The sequence below is a fragment of the Rhizobium sp. 9140 genome, assembly GCF_900067135.1.
In the GTDB taxonomy this organism is placed as follows: Bacteria; Pseudomonadota; Alphaproteobacteria; order Rhizobiales; family Rhizobiaceae; genus Ferranicluibacter.
The window spans coordinates 1,732,082-1,750,550 of record NZ_FJUR01000001.1; the positions used below are offsets into that span (position 1 = coordinate 1,732,082).

General features: G+C 66.5%; 13 protein-coding genes. All 13 read left to right on the forward strand.

Going from position 1 to position 18,469, the window contains the following annotated elements; genetic code table 11:
* The first annotated feature begins 1 nt into the window (after position 1).
* A complete protein-coding gene (locus GA0004734_RS08095) occupies positions 2-3,811 on the forward strand; it encodes a baseplate multidomain protein megatron (protein ID WP_092932766.1) in 3,810 nt (1,269 codons plus the stop codon).
* Positions 3,812-3,989: 178 nt separating this feature from the next.
* Positions 3,990-4,289 carry a hypothetical protein gene (locus GA0004734_RS26675; RefSeq protein ID WP_092932768.1) on the forward strand — a complete coding sequence of 100 codons (300 nt, stop codon included), beginning with the start codon at positions 3,990-3,992 and terminating at the stop codon, positions 4,287-4,289.
* 120 nt (positions 4,290-4,409) lie between these two features.
* Positions 4,410-5,102, forward strand: coding sequence for a response regulator transcription factor (locus GA0004734_RS08105; protein ID WP_092932770.1), 693 nt, complete (start codon positions 4,410-4,412; stop codon positions 5,100-5,102).
* A 34-nt stretch (positions 5,103-5,136) separates the two neighbouring features.
* Positions 5,137-6,525 (forward strand): ATP-binding protein, encoded by a 1,389-nt coding sequence (locus GA0004734_RS08110; RefSeq protein WP_092936064.1) that lies wholly within the window; start codon positions 5,137-5,139, stop codon positions 6,523-6,525.
* A 155-nt stretch (positions 6,526-6,680) separates the two neighbouring features.
* Positions 6,681-7,136, forward strand: a complete 456-nt coding sequence (locus tag GA0004734_RS08115) for a hypothetical protein (RefSeq protein WP_245292373.1) — start codon at positions 6,681-6,683, stop codon at positions 7,134-7,136.
* A gap of 210 nt (positions 7,137-7,346) precedes the next feature.
* Complete coding sequence (gene ccmI / locus GA0004734_RS08120) at positions 7,347-8,501, forward strand: c-type cytochrome biogenesis protein CcmI (protein ID WP_092932773.1); 1,155 nt, start codon at positions 7,347-7,349, stop codon at positions 8,499-8,501.
* A gap of 35 nt (positions 8,502-8,536) precedes the next feature.
* Positions 8,537-8,986 carry a cytochrome c maturation protein CcmE gene (ccmE, locus tag GA0004734_RS08125; protein ID WP_092932775.1) on the forward strand — a complete coding sequence of 150 codons (450 nt, stop codon included), beginning with the start codon at positions 8,537-8,539 and terminating at the stop codon, positions 8,984-8,986.
* Complete coding sequence (locus GA0004734_RS08130; RefSeq protein WP_092932777.1) at positions 8,983-10,971, forward strand: heme lyase CcmF/NrfE family subunit; 1,989 nt, start codon at positions 8,983-8,985, stop codon at positions 10,969-10,971. The genes ccmE and GA0004734_RS08130 overlap by 4 nt, the downstream gene beginning before the upstream one ends.
* A 35-nt stretch (positions 10,972-11,006) precedes the next feature.
* The gene (locus GA0004734_RS08135) at positions 11,007-11,465 is read left to right on the forward strand and encodes a cytochrome c-type biogenesis protein (RefSeq protein WP_175386472.1); all 459 of its coding nucleotides are present in this window, start codon (positions 11,007-11,009) and stop codon (positions 11,463-11,465) included.
* 130 nt (positions 11,466-11,595) lie between these two features.
* Positions 11,596-13,176: a Do family serine endopeptidase gene (locus tag GA0004734_RS08140; protein ID WP_092932779.1), complete on the forward strand. Its 1,581-nt coding sequence runs from the start codon at positions 11,596-11,598 to the stop codon at positions 13,174-13,176.
* 115 nt (positions 13,177-13,291) lie between these two features.
* Positions 13,292-14,005, forward strand: coding sequence for a response regulator transcription factor (locus GA0004734_RS08145; RefSeq protein ID WP_092932781.1), 714 nt, complete (start codon positions 13,292-13,294; stop codon positions 14,003-14,005).
* A complete protein-coding gene (locus tag GA0004734_RS08150; RefSeq protein WP_092932783.1) occupies positions 14,002-15,411 on the forward strand; it encodes a sensor histidine kinase in 1,410 nt (469 codons plus the stop codon). Before GA0004734_RS08145 ends, GA0004734_RS08150 begins: the two co-directional genes overlap by 4 nt.
* A gap of 98 nt (positions 15,412-15,509) precedes the next feature.
* Entirely contained in the window at positions 15,510-18,467 is a 2,958-nt protein-coding gene (locus GA0004734_RS08155; RefSeq protein WP_092932785.1) for a bifunctional [glutamine synthetase] adenylyltransferase/[glutamine synthetase]-adenylyl-L-tyrosine phosphorylase, read from the forward strand.
* Positions 18,468-18,469: the final 2 nt, after the last annotated feature.

The following is an 18,469-nucleotide window of genomic DNA, read 5'->3' on the forward strand; positions in this document are numbered from 1 at the left end:
GATGGCAACCATTCTTCTGCAGGCGGCGGGGGCAACCCTCGGAGCCGTGTTCGGGCCGCTGGGCGCGATCGTCGGACGTGCGGCCGGCGCGCTGGCGGGTTCCGTCATCGACCGCTCGATCCTCAACGGCATGACGACCGTGACCGGGGCGCGGCTCGGCGATGCCCGCGTGCCCGGTGCGGAAGAAGGCACGGCCATTCCGCGCGTCTACGGCACGATGCGGATCGGGGGAACGCTGATCTGGGCGACGCGCTTCGAGGAGCAGGTGCATCGCGAGCGGCAGGGCGGCAAGGCGAGCGGGCCGAGGGTGGAGACCTTCCGCTATTTCGCGAACATCGCGCTCGGCCTTTGCGAAGGGCCGATCGACGGGATCCGGCGCGTCTGGGCCGATGGGCGGGAGCTCGATCTTGCGACCGTGGAGATGCGGCTGCATACCGGAGCCGAGAGCCAGGCGCCCGACCCGCTGATCGCGGCGAAGCAGGCAGCGGGCGAGACGCCGGCCTATCGCGGGCTCGCCTATATCGTCTTCGAGCGGTTGCCGCTCGGGCCTTACGGCAACCGGATTCCGCTGCTGCATGTCGAGGTCATCCGCCCCGTCGGACGGCTGGAGCGGCAGATCCGCGCCGTGACCATTATCCCCGGCGCGACGGAGCATGGCTACGACCCGGCGCAGGTGCAGGAGAAGACCGGGGCGGGGGAAGCCCGTATCCTCAACCGTAACGTCTTTCACGGCGAGACGGACTGGCAGGCCTCGCTGGACGAGCTGCAGGCGCTCTGCCCGAACCTCAAGCGCGTGGCGCTGGTGGTCTCCTGGTTCGGCACGGACTTGCGCGCCGGGGAATGCCGCATCCTGCCCGGCGTGGAGACGCGCGAGCGCGGCCATGAGAGCAGCGCGTGGTCGGCCGCAGGTATGACGCGCGGCGCGGCGCATCTCGTCAGCAGCGATGGCGGCGGGCCGGCCTATGGGGGTACGCCATCCGACCGCAGCGTCGTGGCGGCGATCGCCGATCTCAAGGTGCGGGGGCTAGAGGTGTTCCTCTATCCCTTCGTGATGATGGACATTTCCGCCGGCAACACCCTGCCGGACCCCTATGGCGGCGCGGGGCAGGCGGCGTATCCGTGGCGCGGGCGGATCACCGCGGCGGTGGCACCGGGGCTTCCGGGAAGCAGCGAGGGAACATCGGCCGTGCGCGGCGAGATTTCGGCCTTTTGCGGTACCGGCACCGTAACCAGTGGCGCGGACGGGCGGTATCGCGCCTTCGTGCTGCATTATGCGCGACTGGTGCGGGATGCGGGCGGGGTGGACGGCTTTATTATTGGCTCGGAGATGCGCGGCCTGACGACGCTGCGCGACGGGGCGCTGCGGTTTCCCTTCGTCGAGGCGTTGACGGTGCTGGCGCAGGATGTGCGCGCGACCGTGGGGCCGGGAACGCGGCTGACCTATGCGGCGGACTGGAGCGAGTATTTCGGCTACCACCCGGCGGACGGATCGGGCGATGTCCACTTCCATCTCGATCCGCTCTGGGCGTCGCCGGCCATCGACGCGGTCGGGATCGACAATTACATGCCGCTCTCGGACTGGCGGGACGAGGATATCGCCGAGGGCAACCCGGACAGGCAGCGCACGCCCGAGGACGGAGCGGTGTTCAGGGCCATGAATGCGGCGGGTGAGGGCTTCGACTGGTATTATGCCAGCCAGTTGGACCGGGCAGCCCGCAAGCGCACCGCGATCACCGACGGGCTGGCAGGTAAACCGTGGATGTTTCGCGTCAAGGACATCGGCGCATGGTGGGGCAACGCCCATCACGAGCGCATCGGCGGCGTGGAGAAGGCGGCGCCGACGGCCTGGGTGCCGGGCATGAAGCCGGTCTGGTTCACCGAGACGGGCTGCCCGGCCATCGACAAGGGGGGCAACCAGCCCAACGTCTTCTCCGATCCGAAATCCTCCGAGAGTGCGGTTCCGTATTTTTCCGGCGGCGGGCGCAGCGATGCGGTGCAGCGACGGTTTCTGGAGGCGAGCCACGATTTTTGGCAGCGTCCACACGCGCCCGGGGGCGTCGATCCCGACCATATGTTCGTCTGGACCTGGGACGCGCGGCCGCAGCCGGCCTTTCCCGCAGCGCTCGATGTGTGGGCGGACGGCCGCAACTGGCAGGTGGGACACTGGCTGAACGGCCGGCTGGGCACGGCGACGATGGCCGACACGATCGCAGCCATTCTGGCCGATCACCGGTTTGCGGACGGCGATACCGATCTCGTCTGCGGCGATCTCGGCGGCTATGTGCAGGCCGAGCAGATGTCGGCGCGTGACCTGCTGGAGCCGCTGATGGCGGCGGCGGGCATCGATGCGGTCGAGCGGAACGGGCGGCTCGTCTTCCGCTCGCGGCTGTTGCAGGCGGGGCCGCCGGCCCGGCTCGAAACGCTTGCCGAGGTGAAGGACGCCGCCCTAACGCAGGATCTGCGCGGCGACGCCGGCGACTATGCCCGCGAGGCGATTCTCGACCATCTCGATCCCGCCAGCGACTATGGGCGGTCGACCGCCCGCTCGCGCAGGGCCGCGCCCGGCAACGAGCGCATCCTGCGGCTGTCGCTGGCGGGAACGCTTCATGAGGCGGCGGCGACCGATGCCGTGGACGCGGCGCTGCGCGACCATCAGGCGGGGCGCCGGCGCCTGAGCTTCGCGCTGCCGCCAAACGCGCTCGGCCCCATGCCGGGAGATGTAGTGACCGTGCCTGAAGGACCGTCCGGAACGTTCGTCATCGAGCGGATCGACGATGGCGACGTGCGCCGGGTGGAGGCGCGCGGCATCGTCATGGGTGGCGCCAGCCGCTTCGTGCCGCAGGCGCGGGTGGCGGCGAACGGCCACAGCGCATCCGCTGCCTTCGCGCCGCTGGTGCACCTGATGGACCTGCCGCGCTACACGGAGGGGGACACGGCGAGCTTTGCGCGGGCGGCGGTGTTTGCACGGCCCTGGACGTCGGTAACGCTCTCGGCCTCGCCGATGCGCGAGGGCTATGCGGCGCGGCTGTCGCTGGAGCGGCCCGCCCGGACGGGAACGCTCGTCGCTGCGCTTTCGCAAGGCGTTTCCGGGCGGTTCGACCGTGCGAATACGGTGACGCTCGACCTGCATGCGGGGGAGTTGACGTCGATCAGCGATCTTGCGCTGTTTCAGGGCGAAAACCGGATGGCCGTGCTGTCGCGCAACGGTGCCTGGGAAATCCTCGGCTTCGGGCTTGCCGAGGAGATCGCGTCCGGGCGCTGGCGGTTGTCGCGGCTGCTGCGCGGGCTTGGCGGATCGACCGATGCACAGGCGGCCGGGTCGGATGCCGGTGCCGCGATCGTGATGCTCGACCCGGCCGTGCAGCCGCTGGGCCTGAGCGGTGCGGAAGCCGGGCAGACGCTCAACTGGATCGTCGAGGCGCAGGGCAGGCCGGCCGGTGCGGCAGAGACATACAGTTTTGCCGGTGGCCTGCGCGCGGAAATGCCGCTTGCGCCGGTGCATCTGAGCGCGCGGCGGGATGCCGGGGGCAACCTGACGCTCCGGTGGATCCGCTGCGCGCGTGGCTCCGCGGATGCCTGGCTCGACGGGGAAACGCCGCTCGACGAACCTGTCGAGGCCTACCGTGTCGAGATCCTCTCGGGCATGCAGGTGGTGCGCGCAAGCGACACGACCACGAACGCTTTCGCCTATCCGCTGGCGCAGGAGATCGCGGATTTCGGGGCGCGGCAGAGCCAGATGTCGGTGCGGGTGCGGCAGCGGGGGCAGGTGGTGGCGCTCGGGCTTCCAGGTGACGCGCTGCTGGCCGTGTGAGGCAGGGAGGGCGGATCGCAGCTAAGAATTGCAGCAAGACACGTCGGACGCTGCCGCCGAACAGTGGATCAGGGCTTGATCCGGAGCGGAGAAAGTGGCGTAAGTCGCGCATTCATTCGCCATTCAGGCAGGGACACCTAATACACACGCAACACCTTGGAAATGCGAAAGTGCGTTCATGCCGTCACCGCTGATCATCGCGATGCTTGTCGGAAGCCTGGCCGGAAGCCTGACGCTGCTTCCGCTGCCGACGGCGGCGGCGCCTTTCGCGGCCGGCCCCGTTATCGCGAACGTTAGAGCCCTGCAGGTCGCGCCCGTTTCCGGCGATTGCAGTTCGGCGGCCTCGCAGGTGGTCGAGGAAACCGGCGGCGACCTCTTGTCGGTGCAGATGACCTCGGACGGACAATGTGTGGTGACGGTGCTCATTCCCGGCAATGGCGGACGGCCGAAGAAGGTGACGATGCGGGTGCCGATGTAGATCGGCCCCGCATGACGACTGTGCCTCTTCCATGGAATGGCGGGGGCGGGCACTGAACGCAATGCTGCCGGGCTTGCCCGGTAAGGTCCGTGACGATGGACAGACGGAGAGTGGTATCTGATGCGCATTCTGGTGGTCGAAGACGACGTGAACCTCAACCGGCAGCTGACCGACACGCTGAAGGAAGCCGGCTATGTCGTCGATCAGGCATTCGACGGCGAGGAGGGGCACTATCTCGGCGAGGGCGAACCCTATGACGCGATCATCCTCGACATCGGCCTGCCCGAGATGGACGGCATCACCGTGCTGGAGAAATGGCGCGGCGCCGGCCGGCGCATGCCCGTGCTGATCCTGACCGCCCGCGACCGCTGGAGCGACAAGGTTGCCGGCATCGATGCGGGCGCCGACGACTATGTGACGAAACCGTTCCATGTCGAGGAGGTGCTCGCCCGTATCCGCGCGCTGATCCGCCGGGCGGCGGGCCACGCGACGTCCGAGATCGTCTGCGGCCCGGTGCGCTTGGACACCAAGGGCTCCAAGGCGACGGTGAACGGCATCGCGCTGAAACTGACCTCGCACGAGTTCCGGCTTCTCTCCTATCTGATGCATCATATGGGGCAGGTGGTATCGCGCACCGAACTGGTCGAGCACATGTACGACCAGGATTTCGACCGGGACAGCAACACGATCGAGGTGTTCGTCGGGCGGCTGCGCAAGAAGATCGGCAACGACCTGATCGAGACCGTGCGCGGGCTTGGCTACCGCATGCAGGCGCCGGGTGTCGCGGAAAAAGGCATGGCGGAAAAGTCTTGAGGCCGCTGTCCCAAAAAAGCCGGCGCGGCTGATGCTGCGGTTGCAATCGCTCACCGCCCGCGTTCTCCTCGTCTCCACCATCTGGGCGGCGGCAGCCCTCGTGGTGATCGGCGTCGTCATCTCGACGCTCTATCGCCAAGGCTCGGAGCGCGGCTTTCAGGATCTGCTGCGGGCGCAACTCTACAACGTTATCAACTCGATCGTCGTCAACGACAAGGGCGTGCTGGCCGGCAGCCCGCAACTGGGCGACCTCCGGTTTTCGCAGCCGCAGACCGGCTGGTACTGGATCGTCGAGCCGATCGGCGAATTCAACACGCCGCCGCTGGTCTCGACCTCGCTCGGCTCGGGCAAGCTGCCGATCGTCAGCGTCGACGACGTGCCGTTCGACATTCGCTACGAGCGATTCTACACGACGCTCGACAGCTTCGGCAACGAGGTCGAGGTGGCCGAGACCGAAGTGGTGCTCGACATCCAAGGCCGCACCGCGAGGTTTCGCATCGCCGGCAACCGCGACGTGCTCGAGGCCGATATCAACGATTTCAACCGCAATCTCTACCTCGCGCTCGCCATCTTCGGCTTCGGCGGGCTGGGCATGAACGCGCTCGCCATTCTTTTCGGCCTGCGGCCGCTCGATCAGGCGCGGCGGTCGCTCGAAAAGATCCGGGCGGGCGAGAGCGAGCGGTTGGACGGGGTGTTTCCGCGCGAGATCCAGCCCTTGGCGAGCGAGGTCAACGCGCTGATCGACAGCAACCGGCGCATCATCGAACGGGCGCGCATGCAGGTGGGCAATCTCGCGCATTCGCTGAAGACGCCGCTGGCCGTGCTGATCAACGAGGCGCGCGTGCTGGAGGCGCCGCATGGCGAACTGGTGCGCAGCCAGGCCGACGCCATGCAGGTGCAGGTGCAATCCTACCTCAACCGGGCGCGTATCGCGGCGCAGCGCGAATCCGTGCTGGCGCGCACCGAAGTGGAGCAGGCGCTAGAGCGGCTGGTGCGCGTGATGCGCCGCCTGCATTCGGAAAAGACGTTTCTCCTGACGATCTCGCCGCCCAACCTGGTGCTGGCGATGGAACAGCAGGACGTGGAGGAAACCGTCGGCAACCTGCTCGACAATGCGGCGCGCTATGCGGTGAGCGAAGTCCGGATCACCGCGCATCTCTCGGGCGAAGGCGTGCAGGGGCTGGACCCCGGGCGGCGCGCCTGGATCACGGTGGATGTGGAGGATGACGGGCCGGGCATCGAGCCCGCGCAGATCGCCATGGCGATGAAGCGCGGGCGGCGGCTGGACGAGAGCAAGCCGGGCACCGGCCTCGGCCTTTCGATCGTACGGGAGATCGCCGGCGAGTATCACGGCACGCTGGCCATGGACCGTGCCGAGATCGGCGGCCTCCGAGCGACGCTGGTGCTGCCGGCCGCTTCGTGACGGCGGCACAGGTTGCGGCGTGCTTTTTCGACACGGGTCGGCGGGAAATGAACGGATGTCCTTGCTTATTTCGCGATGAGCTGTTGCCCGCATTTTGCGGCAATGCAAAATAAGCCCATCATTGCTTGCCCATGAAACCCGGATCCGCTTCGCGCATGACAGACAGACACCGTTTTCCCCGCATGATCAGGCTCGCAACCACGGGACTTCTCGTCGCTCTGGGCGTTGCGAGCGGCTGTGCCTCCAAGTCCGCCGGGCCGACGACGGCGGCACTCGGCGGCGTGGCGACGCGGGGCAGCGCATCGTCCTCCTTTATCGCGGCGCTGGGCAACGGCATCATCGGGCAGAACGCCAATGTGAAGCTGTCGGGCGCGGACCGCCAGCGGGCGCTTGAAGCGGAATATCGCGCTCTCGAGGCCGCACCGGGCGGCCAGCCGGTCGTCTGGCAGGGCAGTGGCATGCGCGGCTCGGTGGTTGCGGCGGCGCCCTATCAGGTGGGTTCGCAGAACTGCCGGCAGTACAGCCATACGGTGACGGCGGGCACCGCCGACAACGTCGCGCGCGGCGTTGCCTGCCGCAACGCCAACGGCACCTGGACGCCGCTGACCTGACGCAGGTTTTCACGGCCGGCAGGCAGCGGGCGGCATCGCCGTCCAGCCGATGCCTCAATTTTCCGTCATGCCCGCTTTGCCGATTGGAACACGGCTGTCCGCATAGTATGGCTGCCATCAGAGCGTGATCCGTCTGCCGCCGTGGCATGAGGAAGGGCTCGATGACGGAGCGTCCTGTCGGGCGCGCTGTGAGGGCTTGAAAGACTGGACATGCTGTTCTGGATTATCGTTGCCGTGATGACGGCCATCGTCTCGGCGCTGCTGCTTCTGCCGCTGTTGCGGGCAGGTGGGCCGAGCACTGTCGCGGGACAGCATGACGCCGAAGTCTATCGCGACCAATTGGAAGAGCTGAAACGGGATGCGCGGAGCGGGCTGATTGCGCCTGAAGAGGCCGAGCTTGCCCGCGCGGAGATCGCCCGGCGGTTGCTTGCCGCCAGTGCCATGGCGGATCAGGACAGGGCGCCGAACGGGGCGTCTTCGGCCGGCCGGGCCAACCGGCTGGCGCAGGCGGCCGTCATCGTCGTTCTGCCTGTGGTGGGGCTCTGTCTTTACGTGACGACGGGCAGCCCGGAGTTGCCCGATGCGCCGCTTTCCGCGCGTCTCGCCGACCCTGGCGACGACATCGAACTTCTCATCGCGCAGGCCGAGAAGCAACTGGCCGCCAACCCGGATGACGGTGCCGGATACGACGTTCTGGCGCCGATCTACTATCGCAGCGGCCGCTTCGACGATGCCATCTCCGCCTTTTCCAACGCCATCCGCCTGAACGGCCCGTCGCCGCAGCGGTTGGGTGGCTATGCCGAAAGCCTGATCGCGCGGTCGGGAGGACGGGTGGCGGCCGAGGCGCGCAAGGCGCTGGAGCAATCGCTGGCGCTGCAACCGCAGGACCCGCGCGCCCGCTTCTACCTCGCGCTGGGACTGGAGCAGGACGGCAAGGCGGCGGAGGCGACGACGGCGTTTCGCGAGATTGTGAAGACATCGCCTGCCGGCGCACCGTGGCTGCCGCTCGTCAACGAGCATATTGCGGCGCTGGCACCTGCGGGCAGCGCGCCCACAGCCGGCGAGGCCAGGCTCGGCGGGCCGGATGCGGCGGCGATCGCCAATGCGCAAGCGATGAGCGCGGATGACCGGCGGCAGATGATCGAGGGCATGGTGTCGAGCCTCGCCGCGAAGCTGAAGGAAGACCCCGCCAACCTTGAGGGCTGGCAGCGGATCATCCGCTCCTATGCGGTTCTGGGCGAGAGCGCCAAGGCGGAAATTGCGTTGCGCGAGGGGCTTGCAGCCTTTCCTCGCGAGGGCGACGGCGGGCGGCAGCTTCTGGCGCTTGCCGCCGAACTCGGCATCGATACGGCGAGGGCGCCATGACGGCCACGATGATGGGCGGGAGGAGGACGGGAAGGATGACGCGCAAGCAGAAGCGCCTGACGCTGATTGCCGGCGGCGTCGGTTTCCTGAGCATAGCTGTGCTACTCGTGCTCTTCGCCTTCAGCCAGGCGGTGGCCTATTTCTATGTTCCCGGCGATCTGGAAAAGGCGCATGTTGCGCCGGGCACGCGCATCCGGCTGGGCGGGCTGGTTGCGGCCGGCTCCGTGGAGCGGAGCGCGGGGACGACGGTGACCTTTACCGTGACGGATACGCTGGCCAAGGTGCCGGTGACCTATACCGGCATGCTGCCCGACCTGTTTCGCGAGGGACAGGGCGTGGTGGCGGAAGGCGCGATGAACGAGCAAGGCGTGTTCGTGGCCGATACGGTGCTGGCCAAGCACGACGAGACCTATATGCCGAAGGATGTGGCCGACCGGCTGAAGGCGCAGGGCGTCTCGCTCGGCGGGCAGGAGACGATCCGATGATCGCGGAACTCGGACATTACGCGCTGGTGCTGGCGCTGGCGACCAGCCTGTTGCAGGCAGCGCTGCCATCCATCGGCGCCTTTTGCCGCGACGCGGGCCTGATGGCGAGCGGCACGTCGGCTGCCTATGCGACCTTCATCCTTGTCGCGCTCTCCTTTGCGGCGCTGACGCATGCGCATGTGACATCGGATTTCTCGGTCGAGAACGTCTGGGCGAATTCGCATTCGGCGATCCCGCTGATCTACAAGTTCTCGGGCGTCTGGGGCAATCATGAGGGCTCCATGCTCCTGTGGATGCTGATCCTCACCTTCTTTTCGGCGCTGGTCGCCTTCTTCGGCGGCAATCTTCCCGACACGCTCAAGGCGCATGTCCTTTCCATTCAGGCGCTGATCGCCACCGCCTTCGCGCTCTTCGTGCTCCTGACCTCCAACCCGTTCGCACGGCTGGTGCCGGCGCCGGGCGAGGGGCAGGACCTGAACCCCGTGCTGCAGGATATCGGGCTCGCGATCCATCCGCCGCTGCTCTATCTCGGCTATGTCGGCTTCTCCGTCTGCTTTTCCTTTGCCGTGGCGGCGCTGATCGAAGGGCGGCTGGATGCGGCCTGGGCGCGATGGGTGCGGCCTTGGACGCTAGCCGCGTGGAGCTTCCTGACGGCCGGCATCGCCATGGGCTCCTACTGGGCCTATTACGAACTCGGCTGGGGCGGCTGGTGGTTCTGGGACCCGGTCGAAAATGCCTCCTTCATGCCCTGGCTTGCCGGCACGGCGCTGCTGCACTCGGCGCTGGTGATGGAGAAGCGCGAGGCGCTGAAGATCTGGACGGTGCTGCTGGCGTTGCTCACCTTTTCGCTGTCGCTGCTCGGCACCTTCCTCGTCCGCTCCGGCGTGCTCACCTCGGTGCATGCCTTTGCGACCGATCCGCAGCGCGGCATCTTCATCCTCGTGATCCTCATCCTCTTCATCGGCGGCGCCCTGGCGCTGTTTGCGATCCGGGCCGCGCGGCTGAAGGCCGGTGGGCTGTTTGCGCCGATCTCGCGCGAGGGCGCGCTGGTCTTCAACAACCTCATCCTGACGACCGCTGCCGCGACCGTCTTGACAGGCACGCTCTACCCGCTGGCGCTGGAGGCGTTGACCGGCGACAAGATCTCGGTCGGCCCGCCCTTCTTCAACATGACCTTCGGCCTGCTGATGCTGCCGCTGCTGTTTGCCGTGCCGTTCGGCCCGCTGCTCGCGTGGAAGCGGGGCGACATGCTGGCGGCAGGGCAACGGCTGTTTGCGGCCGTGGCGTTCGGGCTGCTGGTCGGCGCGGGCGTTGCCTATGCGCAGGGCGGCGGTCCGGTTCTGGCGCTGCTCGGCATCGCGCTCGGCGCCTATATGATCGGCGGCGCGGTGACCGATCTCGTGCTCCGCTCCGGCCTCGGCAAGGTGCCGCTCGCCACCGCCTGGCGGCGGCTGTCCGGGCTGCCGCGCTCAAGCTTCGGCACGGCGCTCGCCCATGCCGGCGTCGGCGTGACGGTCATCGGCATCGTCGCGGTGACGGCGTTCCAGAGCGAGCATATTCTGGCGATGACGCCGGGGCAGACGACGGATGCGGGCGGATATGCGCTCCGCTTCGACGGCGTGAAGGCAGGCAATGGACCGAATTACACCGAGGAACGCGGGCACTTCACCGTGAGCCAAGCGGGAGTTGTGGTCGCCGACGTCTGGTCGGCGCGTCGGCTCTACACGGCGCGACGCATGCCGACCACGGAAGCGGGCATCCTGACCTTCGGGGCAAGCCAGCTCTACGTCTCGCTCGGCGACGACCAGACGAACGGCGGCGTCGTGGTGCGCATCTGGTGGAAACCGCTGATCCTCTGCATCTGGGGTGGCACGATCCTGATGATGCTCGGCGGCGCCGTGTCGCTCAGCGACCGCCGCCTGCGCATCGGCGCGCCTTCGCGGGCGCGAAAGCCGGTCCGCAGCCTGGCCGAGGCCGCGGAATGACGGTGCCCGGGCTGGTTCGCAAGGGCGTGCAGGCCGTGGCGACGATGGTCGTCATCCTGATGCTCGGGCTCGCAACGCTCTGCCCGGCGCTGGCGGTCAACCCGGACGAGGTGCTGGCCGATCCGGCGCTGGAGGCGCGGGCGCGGGCGCTGTCGGCCCAGCTGCGCTGCATGGTCTGCCAGAACCAGTCGATCGACGACAGCAATGCGGAGCTCGCCAAGGACCTGCGGCTGATCGTGCGCGAGCGGCTCGCACGCGGAGACACCGACGCCGCCGTGATCGACTATGTCGTCTCGCGCTACGGCGAATTCGTGCTGCTGAAGCCGCGTTTCGAGGGCAAGACCCTGATCCTCTGGGGGGCGCCGGTCCTGCTGCTGGTTGCCGGCGGCACGGCGATGTTGCTCGCGGGCCGCGGCCGTCGGCAGTCACGGGCGACGGGGGTGCCGCTGTCCGCGGAGGAAGAGGCGCGGCTGCGCTCCATGCTCGACGACTAAGGCGTTTTCCCAACATTACCAAATGTTCATGCCCCAGACATTCCCTCGTAAGGTGGGGAAGCCTATCTCTGTCGTCATCGGCTGTTTCCCTCCAGTCACAGCCAGAGCAGAGAAGAAAAGGCATATCAGGATGACAACGACACGTTCTTTCCGTCCCTCCCTCAAGACCGTCCTGAAGACGTCCGGCGTCGCGGGTCTTGCCGCCGTCATGCTCTCGACGGGTATTCCGGCCGCGATCACCAGTTCCTTTGCAGAGCCCGTCCGTATCACGGCGCCGCAGCAGGTTCCGAGCTTTGCCAATGTGGTCGATGCCGTCTCCCCGGCCGTCGTTTCCGTTCGCGTGCAGAGCCGCGCGAACCCCGTTTCCGAGGATGCCTCCAATGGCTTCTCGTTCGATTTCGGCGGTCGCGGTTTCGACGATCTTCCCGAGGATCACCCGCTGAAGCGTCTGTTCCGTGAATTCGGTGGCCCGAACGGTGGTCCGCAGCATGGGCCGAACGGCCCGCGCGCTGAACGCGGTCCGCATGGCAAGGGCGGCGAAGGTCGCCTGCGTCCGACCTCACAGGGTTCCGGCTTCTTCATCACCGAAGACGGCTATCTCGTCACGAACAACCACGTCGTCAGCGATGGCTCGGCCTTCACGGTCGTGCTGAACGACGGCACCGAACTCGACGCCAAGCTCGTCGGCAAGGACAGCCGCACCGACCTTGCGGTTCTCAAGGTCGATGACAAGCGCAAGTTCACCTATGTGAGCTTTGCCGACGACAGCAAGGTGCGCGTCGGCGACTGGGTCGTCGCGGTCGGCAACCCCTTCGGCCTTGGCGGCACCGTGACCTCCGGTATCGTCTCGGCGCGTGGACGCGACATCGGCTCCGGCCCCTATGACGACTATCTGCAGGTGGATGCGGCGGTGAACCGGGGCAATTCCGGTGGCCCGACCTTCAACCTCGAAGGCCAGGTGGTCGGCATCAACACCGCGATCTTCTCGCCCTCCGGCGGCAATGTCGGCATCGCCTTCGCCATTCCCGCCTCCGTGGCCAAGGACGTGGTCGAGGACCTGATGAAGGACGGCAGCGTTTCGCGCGGCTGGCTCGGCGTGCAGATCCAGCCCGTCAATAAGGACATCGCCGACAGTCTCGGTCTTGCGGAGGCCAGCGGTGCGCTGGTGGTCGAGCCGCAGCCGGGTTCGCCGGGCGAAAAGGCCGGCATCAAGAAGGGAGATGTCGTCACCGCCGTCGATGGCGATCCGATCAAGGGACCGCGCGAACTTGCCCGCAAGATCGGCGCGATGAAGCCGGGCAGCTCGGTCGATGTCTCGCTGTGGCGTGACGGCAAGTCGCAGAGCGTCAAGCTGGTGATCGGCACGCTGCCGGACGACAAGCAGGAAGCGGCTGCTGAAACAGTCCAGCCGGACGAGCCTTCGCAGCCTGCGAGCGAAAAGGCACTGGCGGATCTCGGCGTGACGGTTGCACCTGCCGAAGATGGTCAGGGCGTGACGATCTCGCAGGTCGATCCGGACAGCGATGCGAGCGATCGCGGCCTGAAGGAAGGCGAGAAGATCGTCTCGGTCAACAATCAGGAAGTGAAGTCGGCCGACGACATCCTGAAGGTGATCAGCCAGGCCAAGAAGGACGGGCGCACCAAGGCGCTGTTCCAGATCCAGGCCGATAACGCCAGCCGCTTCATCGCGCTGCCTATCGACCAAGGTTGATCTTGCCCTGGTAAGGTGATGGCGCGCCGCGAAATCGACAAGGTTTCGCGGCGTTGCCGTTTTCAGACCAGCTCTGTTTTCAAGGAAACACTGTGAAAGTGACGGGACCGGCAGTATGGTCAGCCACATGAAGATATTGATTGTCGAAGACGACCTCGAGGCCGCAGCCTATCTCTCCAAGGCGTTCCGCGAGGCGGGCATCGTCAGCGATCACGCCAGCGACGGCGAGAGCGGCTTGTTCATGGCGAGCGAGAACAGCTACGACGTGCTGGTGATCGACCGCATGCTGCCGCGCCGCGACGGCCTCTCCGTCATTACCGAGTTGCGCGCGCGCGGCATTCATACGCCCGTCCTCATTCTCTCCGCGCTCGGGCAGGTGGACGACCGGGTGACGGGTCTTCGCGCCGGCGGCGACGACTATCTGCCGAAGCCCTACGCCTTCAACGAGCTTCTGGCCCGTATCGAGGTGCTCGGGCGCCGCAAGGGCGCACCGGAACAGGACATGATCTACCGGGTCGGCGACCTCGAGCTCGACCGGCTGTCGCACACCGTCAAGCGCCAGGGACGCGAACTGCTGCTGCAGCCGCGCGAGTTCCGGTTGCTCGAATATCTGATGAAGAACGCGGGCCAAGTGGTGACGCGCACCATGCTGCTCGAAAACGTGTGGGATTATCATTTCGATCCGCAGACCAACGTCATCGACGTGCATGTGTCGCGGTTGCGCGCCAAGATCGAGAAGGATTTCGACCAGCCGCTGCTGCGCACGGTTCGCGGTGCCGGCTACATGATCAAGGACGAACCCAAGGTCGAGGGGCGCGCCGAGGCATGAGCCGCGTCGACATTCTGATGCGCACGACCGCCGTGCGGCTGTCGGCGCTGTATCTCGTGCTGTTCTCGCTCTGCGCCGCCTTCCTTGTCTTCTATGTCACCGGCATGTCGCAACGCCTGCTCGAGCAGCAGACCAAGGATGCGGTGAGCGTCGAGGTCTCGCAGATCGAGGCCATCTACGGGCGTGCCGGCATCAACGGGTTGCTGCGGACGCTGGAGCGCCGCGCGCGCCAGCCGGGTGCCGCCCTTTACGTGATCGCGGGTCCGACGGGCGAGATCCTTGCCGGCAACGTCGCCTCGTTGCAGCCGGGTCTGCTCGACAAGGAGGGCTGGACGGACGAGGCTTTCGCCTACCAGCGCTACACCGACGAAACCCGCAAGGACCGGCATGTCGCGCTTGCCCATGTCCTCTTCCTCGATAACGGCCTGCGCTTGCTCGTGGGCCGCGATCTACAGGAGCCGGAGAAATTTCGGGTTCTTGTCCGTCAGGCGCTGATGGTCGCGCTTGGCGTCATGGGCATCGGCGCGCTGATCATCTGGTTTGCCATCGGCCGCAATGCGCTGAAGCGCATCGACCGCATGTCGGATGCCAGTACGCGCATCATGGCCGGGGACCTGTCGCAGCGCCTGCCGATGAGCGGCTCGGGCGACGAGTTCGACCGGCTGTCGGAATCGCTCAATGCCATGCTTGGGCGCATCGAGAAACTGAACGAGGGCCTGCGGCAGGTTTCCGACAACATCGCCCACGACCTGAAGACGCCGCTGACACGCCTGCGCAACAAGGCGGAAGCGGCTCTGTCCCACAATACCTCCATCGACGGCTATCGTGGCTCGATGGACGAGATCATCAACGAATCCGACCAGTTGATCCGCACGTTCAATGCACTGCTGATGATCTCCCGCGTCGAGGCTGGTTCGTCCGCCGCGGAGATGAGCGAGGTCGATCTGTCGCAGAGCGTGGCCGATTGCGTCGAACTCTACGAGCCGCTGGCGGACGAGCATGCGCTGGCGCTCAAAGCCGAGCTCGAACCGGGTATCTCGATTACGGGCAACCGCGAGCTGATCGGGCAGGCGCTCGGCAATCTCATCGACAATGCCATCAAATATTCCGAGGGCGCCGCTGACCCGCGCATTCTCGTCCGACTTTTCCGGCGCGATGGCCGTTTTGTCGTCTCTGTCGCGGATTTCGGCCCCGGCGTTCCCGACGACAAGCGCGAGGTGGTGGTGCAGCGGTTCGTGCGCCTTGATCAGAGCCGGTCGAAGCCGGGAACGGGGCTCGGCCTGTCGCTGGTCGAGGCCGTCATGGAACTGCATCACGGCAGCCTTGTGCTTGGCAGCACCTCGCCCGAGGCAGAAGGTGCGAAGGGTTTGACGACGGAGATGGTTTTCCCGCAGGGGTCGAGTTGAAGGCTTCCCTGCCGCATGTCGGTCTCCCGAAACCGTTACACACATCCCGGCGACATGCTGTAAAGTAACGTTGGAAAACGTCGTGATCGGGAGGTTTCATGACCGGGCGGGAGCAGCCGACGCGGCTGGCGGCATTGGCGACATTGGCGACATGCGCACTGAAGCCGATGAGCCAGAGCGAGGCGAGAAGCGTCAGCGCCGATCTGAAGGCGATGACGAAGGCCGAGCCTCTGCTGCAGCCGCTTCTGGAGGAGGCGCCTGTGCTGCGCGATTTCCTCGTTGCGGCCTTCTCCCTGTCTCCCTACCTGCGCGATATCGCGATTGCTCATACCGCGCTGCTCCTGAGGGTGGTGACAGAACCGCTTGGGCCGCTTCTCGACGAAACCATCGCCGAAGCGCGCGAAAGCTGGCGCGGGCTCGACGTGACCGACAGCGTGCTGATGGAGCGTCTGCGCCGGGCCAAGCGAACAGCGGCGTTCGCGCTCGCGCTGCACGATCTGGCGCGGCTGACGGAGGCGCGCGACAGCGCGCGGATGCTCAGCCGGTTTGCGGCGGCGGCCACGTCTGCCACGATCGACCACCTGCTTCTCGGGGCGCATCGCACAGGTAAGATCCGGCTCCTTGATGAAGAGCGGCCGAGTGCCGGTTCGGGCGTCATCGTTCTCGGCATGGGCAAGCTCGGGGCCGACGAGCTGAATTATTCCTCCGATATCGACCTCGTGGTTTTCTACGAGCCGGAAGCGCTCGGTTTTGCCGATATTCTGGATGCCTCCGACATCTTCGCGCGGCTGCTGCGCCGGTTGGTTCGGATCCTGCAGGAGCGCACGGGCGACGGCTATGTTTTCCGCACGGACCTGCGGCTGCGGCCCGATCCGGGCGCGACGCCGCTCGCCATTCCGGTCGAGGCGGCACTGATCTATTATGAGGGACGGGGGCAGAACTGGGAGCGGGCGGCCTATATCAAGGCGCGCCCCGTTGCGGGCGATCTGGAGGCCGGCGAGCGGTTTTTGAAGGCGCTCCGTCCCTTCGTCTTCCGAAAATATCTCGATTATGCAGCGATTGCCGACATTCACTCGATCAAGCGGCAGATCCATGCGCACAAGGGGCATGGCGAGATCGCGGTGAAGGGACACAACGTCAAGCTCGGCCGCGGCGGCATTCGCGAGATCGAGTTCTTCGTGCAGACCCAGCAACTGATCGCCGGCGGCCGTGCTGCCGCCCTTCGCGGACGCGAGACGGAAGCGATGCTGGCCGCGCTGGCAGAGGCCGGCTGGATCGACGGCGGGACGCGGGATGAGCTGACGGCGGCCTACTGGTTCCTGCGCGATATCGAGCATCGGATACAGATGGTGCGCGACGAACAGAGCCACACGCTTCCGACCACAGAAGGCGAGCTGAAGCGCATCGCGCTGATGGCGGGATTTTACGACACCAAGACCTTTGCCGATGCGCTCTCGCGCGTCATGCACACGGTGGAGCGGCGCTATGTGCAACTGTTCGAGCGTGAGGCTGAGCTTTCCTCGGAACTGGGCAACCTCGTCTTCACCGGTCAGAAGGACGATCCTGACACTCTGGAGACCATCCATGGTCTCGGCTTCGAGCGGCCGCGGGATATTGCCCGCGTGATGCGCACATGGCACAATGGCCGCTACCGGGCGACCCAATCGGTCGAGGCGCGCGAGCGACTGACAGAACTGACGCCACGGCTCTTGAAGGTGTTCGGCGAAAGCCGGCGGGCCGACGAGGCGCTGCTGCGCTTCGATGCCTTTCTCGCCAAACTTCCGGCCGGCATCCAGCTGTTCTCGCTGCTCGGCAACAATCCGGCCCTTCTCTCCCTGATTGTCACCATCATGTCGGCCGCACCCCGGCTGGCCGATATCATCGCGGCCAAGCCCCATGTCTTTGACGGCATGCTCGACCGGCGCGTGCTCGATGAGATGCCCGAGCGGGCGGACCTTGCGCATCGGCTGGACGATTTCCTCTCGACGGCCCGCCATTACGAGGACCGGCTCGACCGCCTGCGGATCTTTGCCTCCGAGCAACGTTTCCTCATCGGCATCCGGCTCCTGACCGGTGTGATCGACGGCCCGGCGACCGGTCGCGCGCTGACCGATCTCGCCGAGATACTGGTTGCCGCGACCCTCAAGACCGTCCGCCAGGAGATTGCCTGGGCGCACGGCGAGATCACAGGCAGCCGGGTGGCGCTGGTCGCGATGGGCAAGGCCGGCAGTCGCGAACTGACGGCAGGCTCCGACATCGACCTGATCCTCATCTACGATCATAAAGGAGAGGCGGCGGATTCCGACGGACCGCGCCCGCTCGACGCCGCCCGTTACCACGCCCGCCTGACGCAGAGGCTGATCGCGGCGCTGTCCGCGCCGACGGCCGAGGGCGTGCTCTACGAGGTCGACATGCGGCTGCGCCCTTCGGGCAACAAGGGACCCGTGGCCACGCGGCTGCCGGCCTTCGTCAAGTACCAGCGTGAAGAGGCCTGGACTTGGGAGCACATGGCCCTGACGCGCGCGCGCCCGATCGCCGGTGACAGGGACATGGTACAGGCGACGGCGGATGCGATCCAGGCTGTGATCGCGGAACCGGGTGATGCGAAGGTGCTGCGGAAGGACGTGCGCGAGATGCGCGTGCTGGTGGAGGCGGAAAAGCCGCCGGAAAACGGCTGGGATTTCAAACTGATCCCCGGAGGCCTCGTGGATATCGAGTTCTCGGCGCAGCTGATGTTCCTGCTGGCCTCTGCGGAAGGGAAGGCTTTGCCGGCCTGCGGCCTGCCCACCGTGGACGTGCTGGAGGAGCTCGGCCCGGGCTTCCTGTCGGATGCGGATCTCACGCTGATGATGCGGGCGCTCGCCTTGATGACGGATCTCTCGCAGATCGTCCGCCTTTGCATCGATGGCCCGTTCGATCCGAAACAAGCGCCGGCCGGTCTCATCGAGCGGCTTTGCCGGGCAGGCGATGCGCCCGATATCAAGGTGCTGGAGGCCGAACTGCGGCGACTGACCAAGGCCGTGCGCCGTATATTCCTCGCGCTCGTTTCCGACTGACG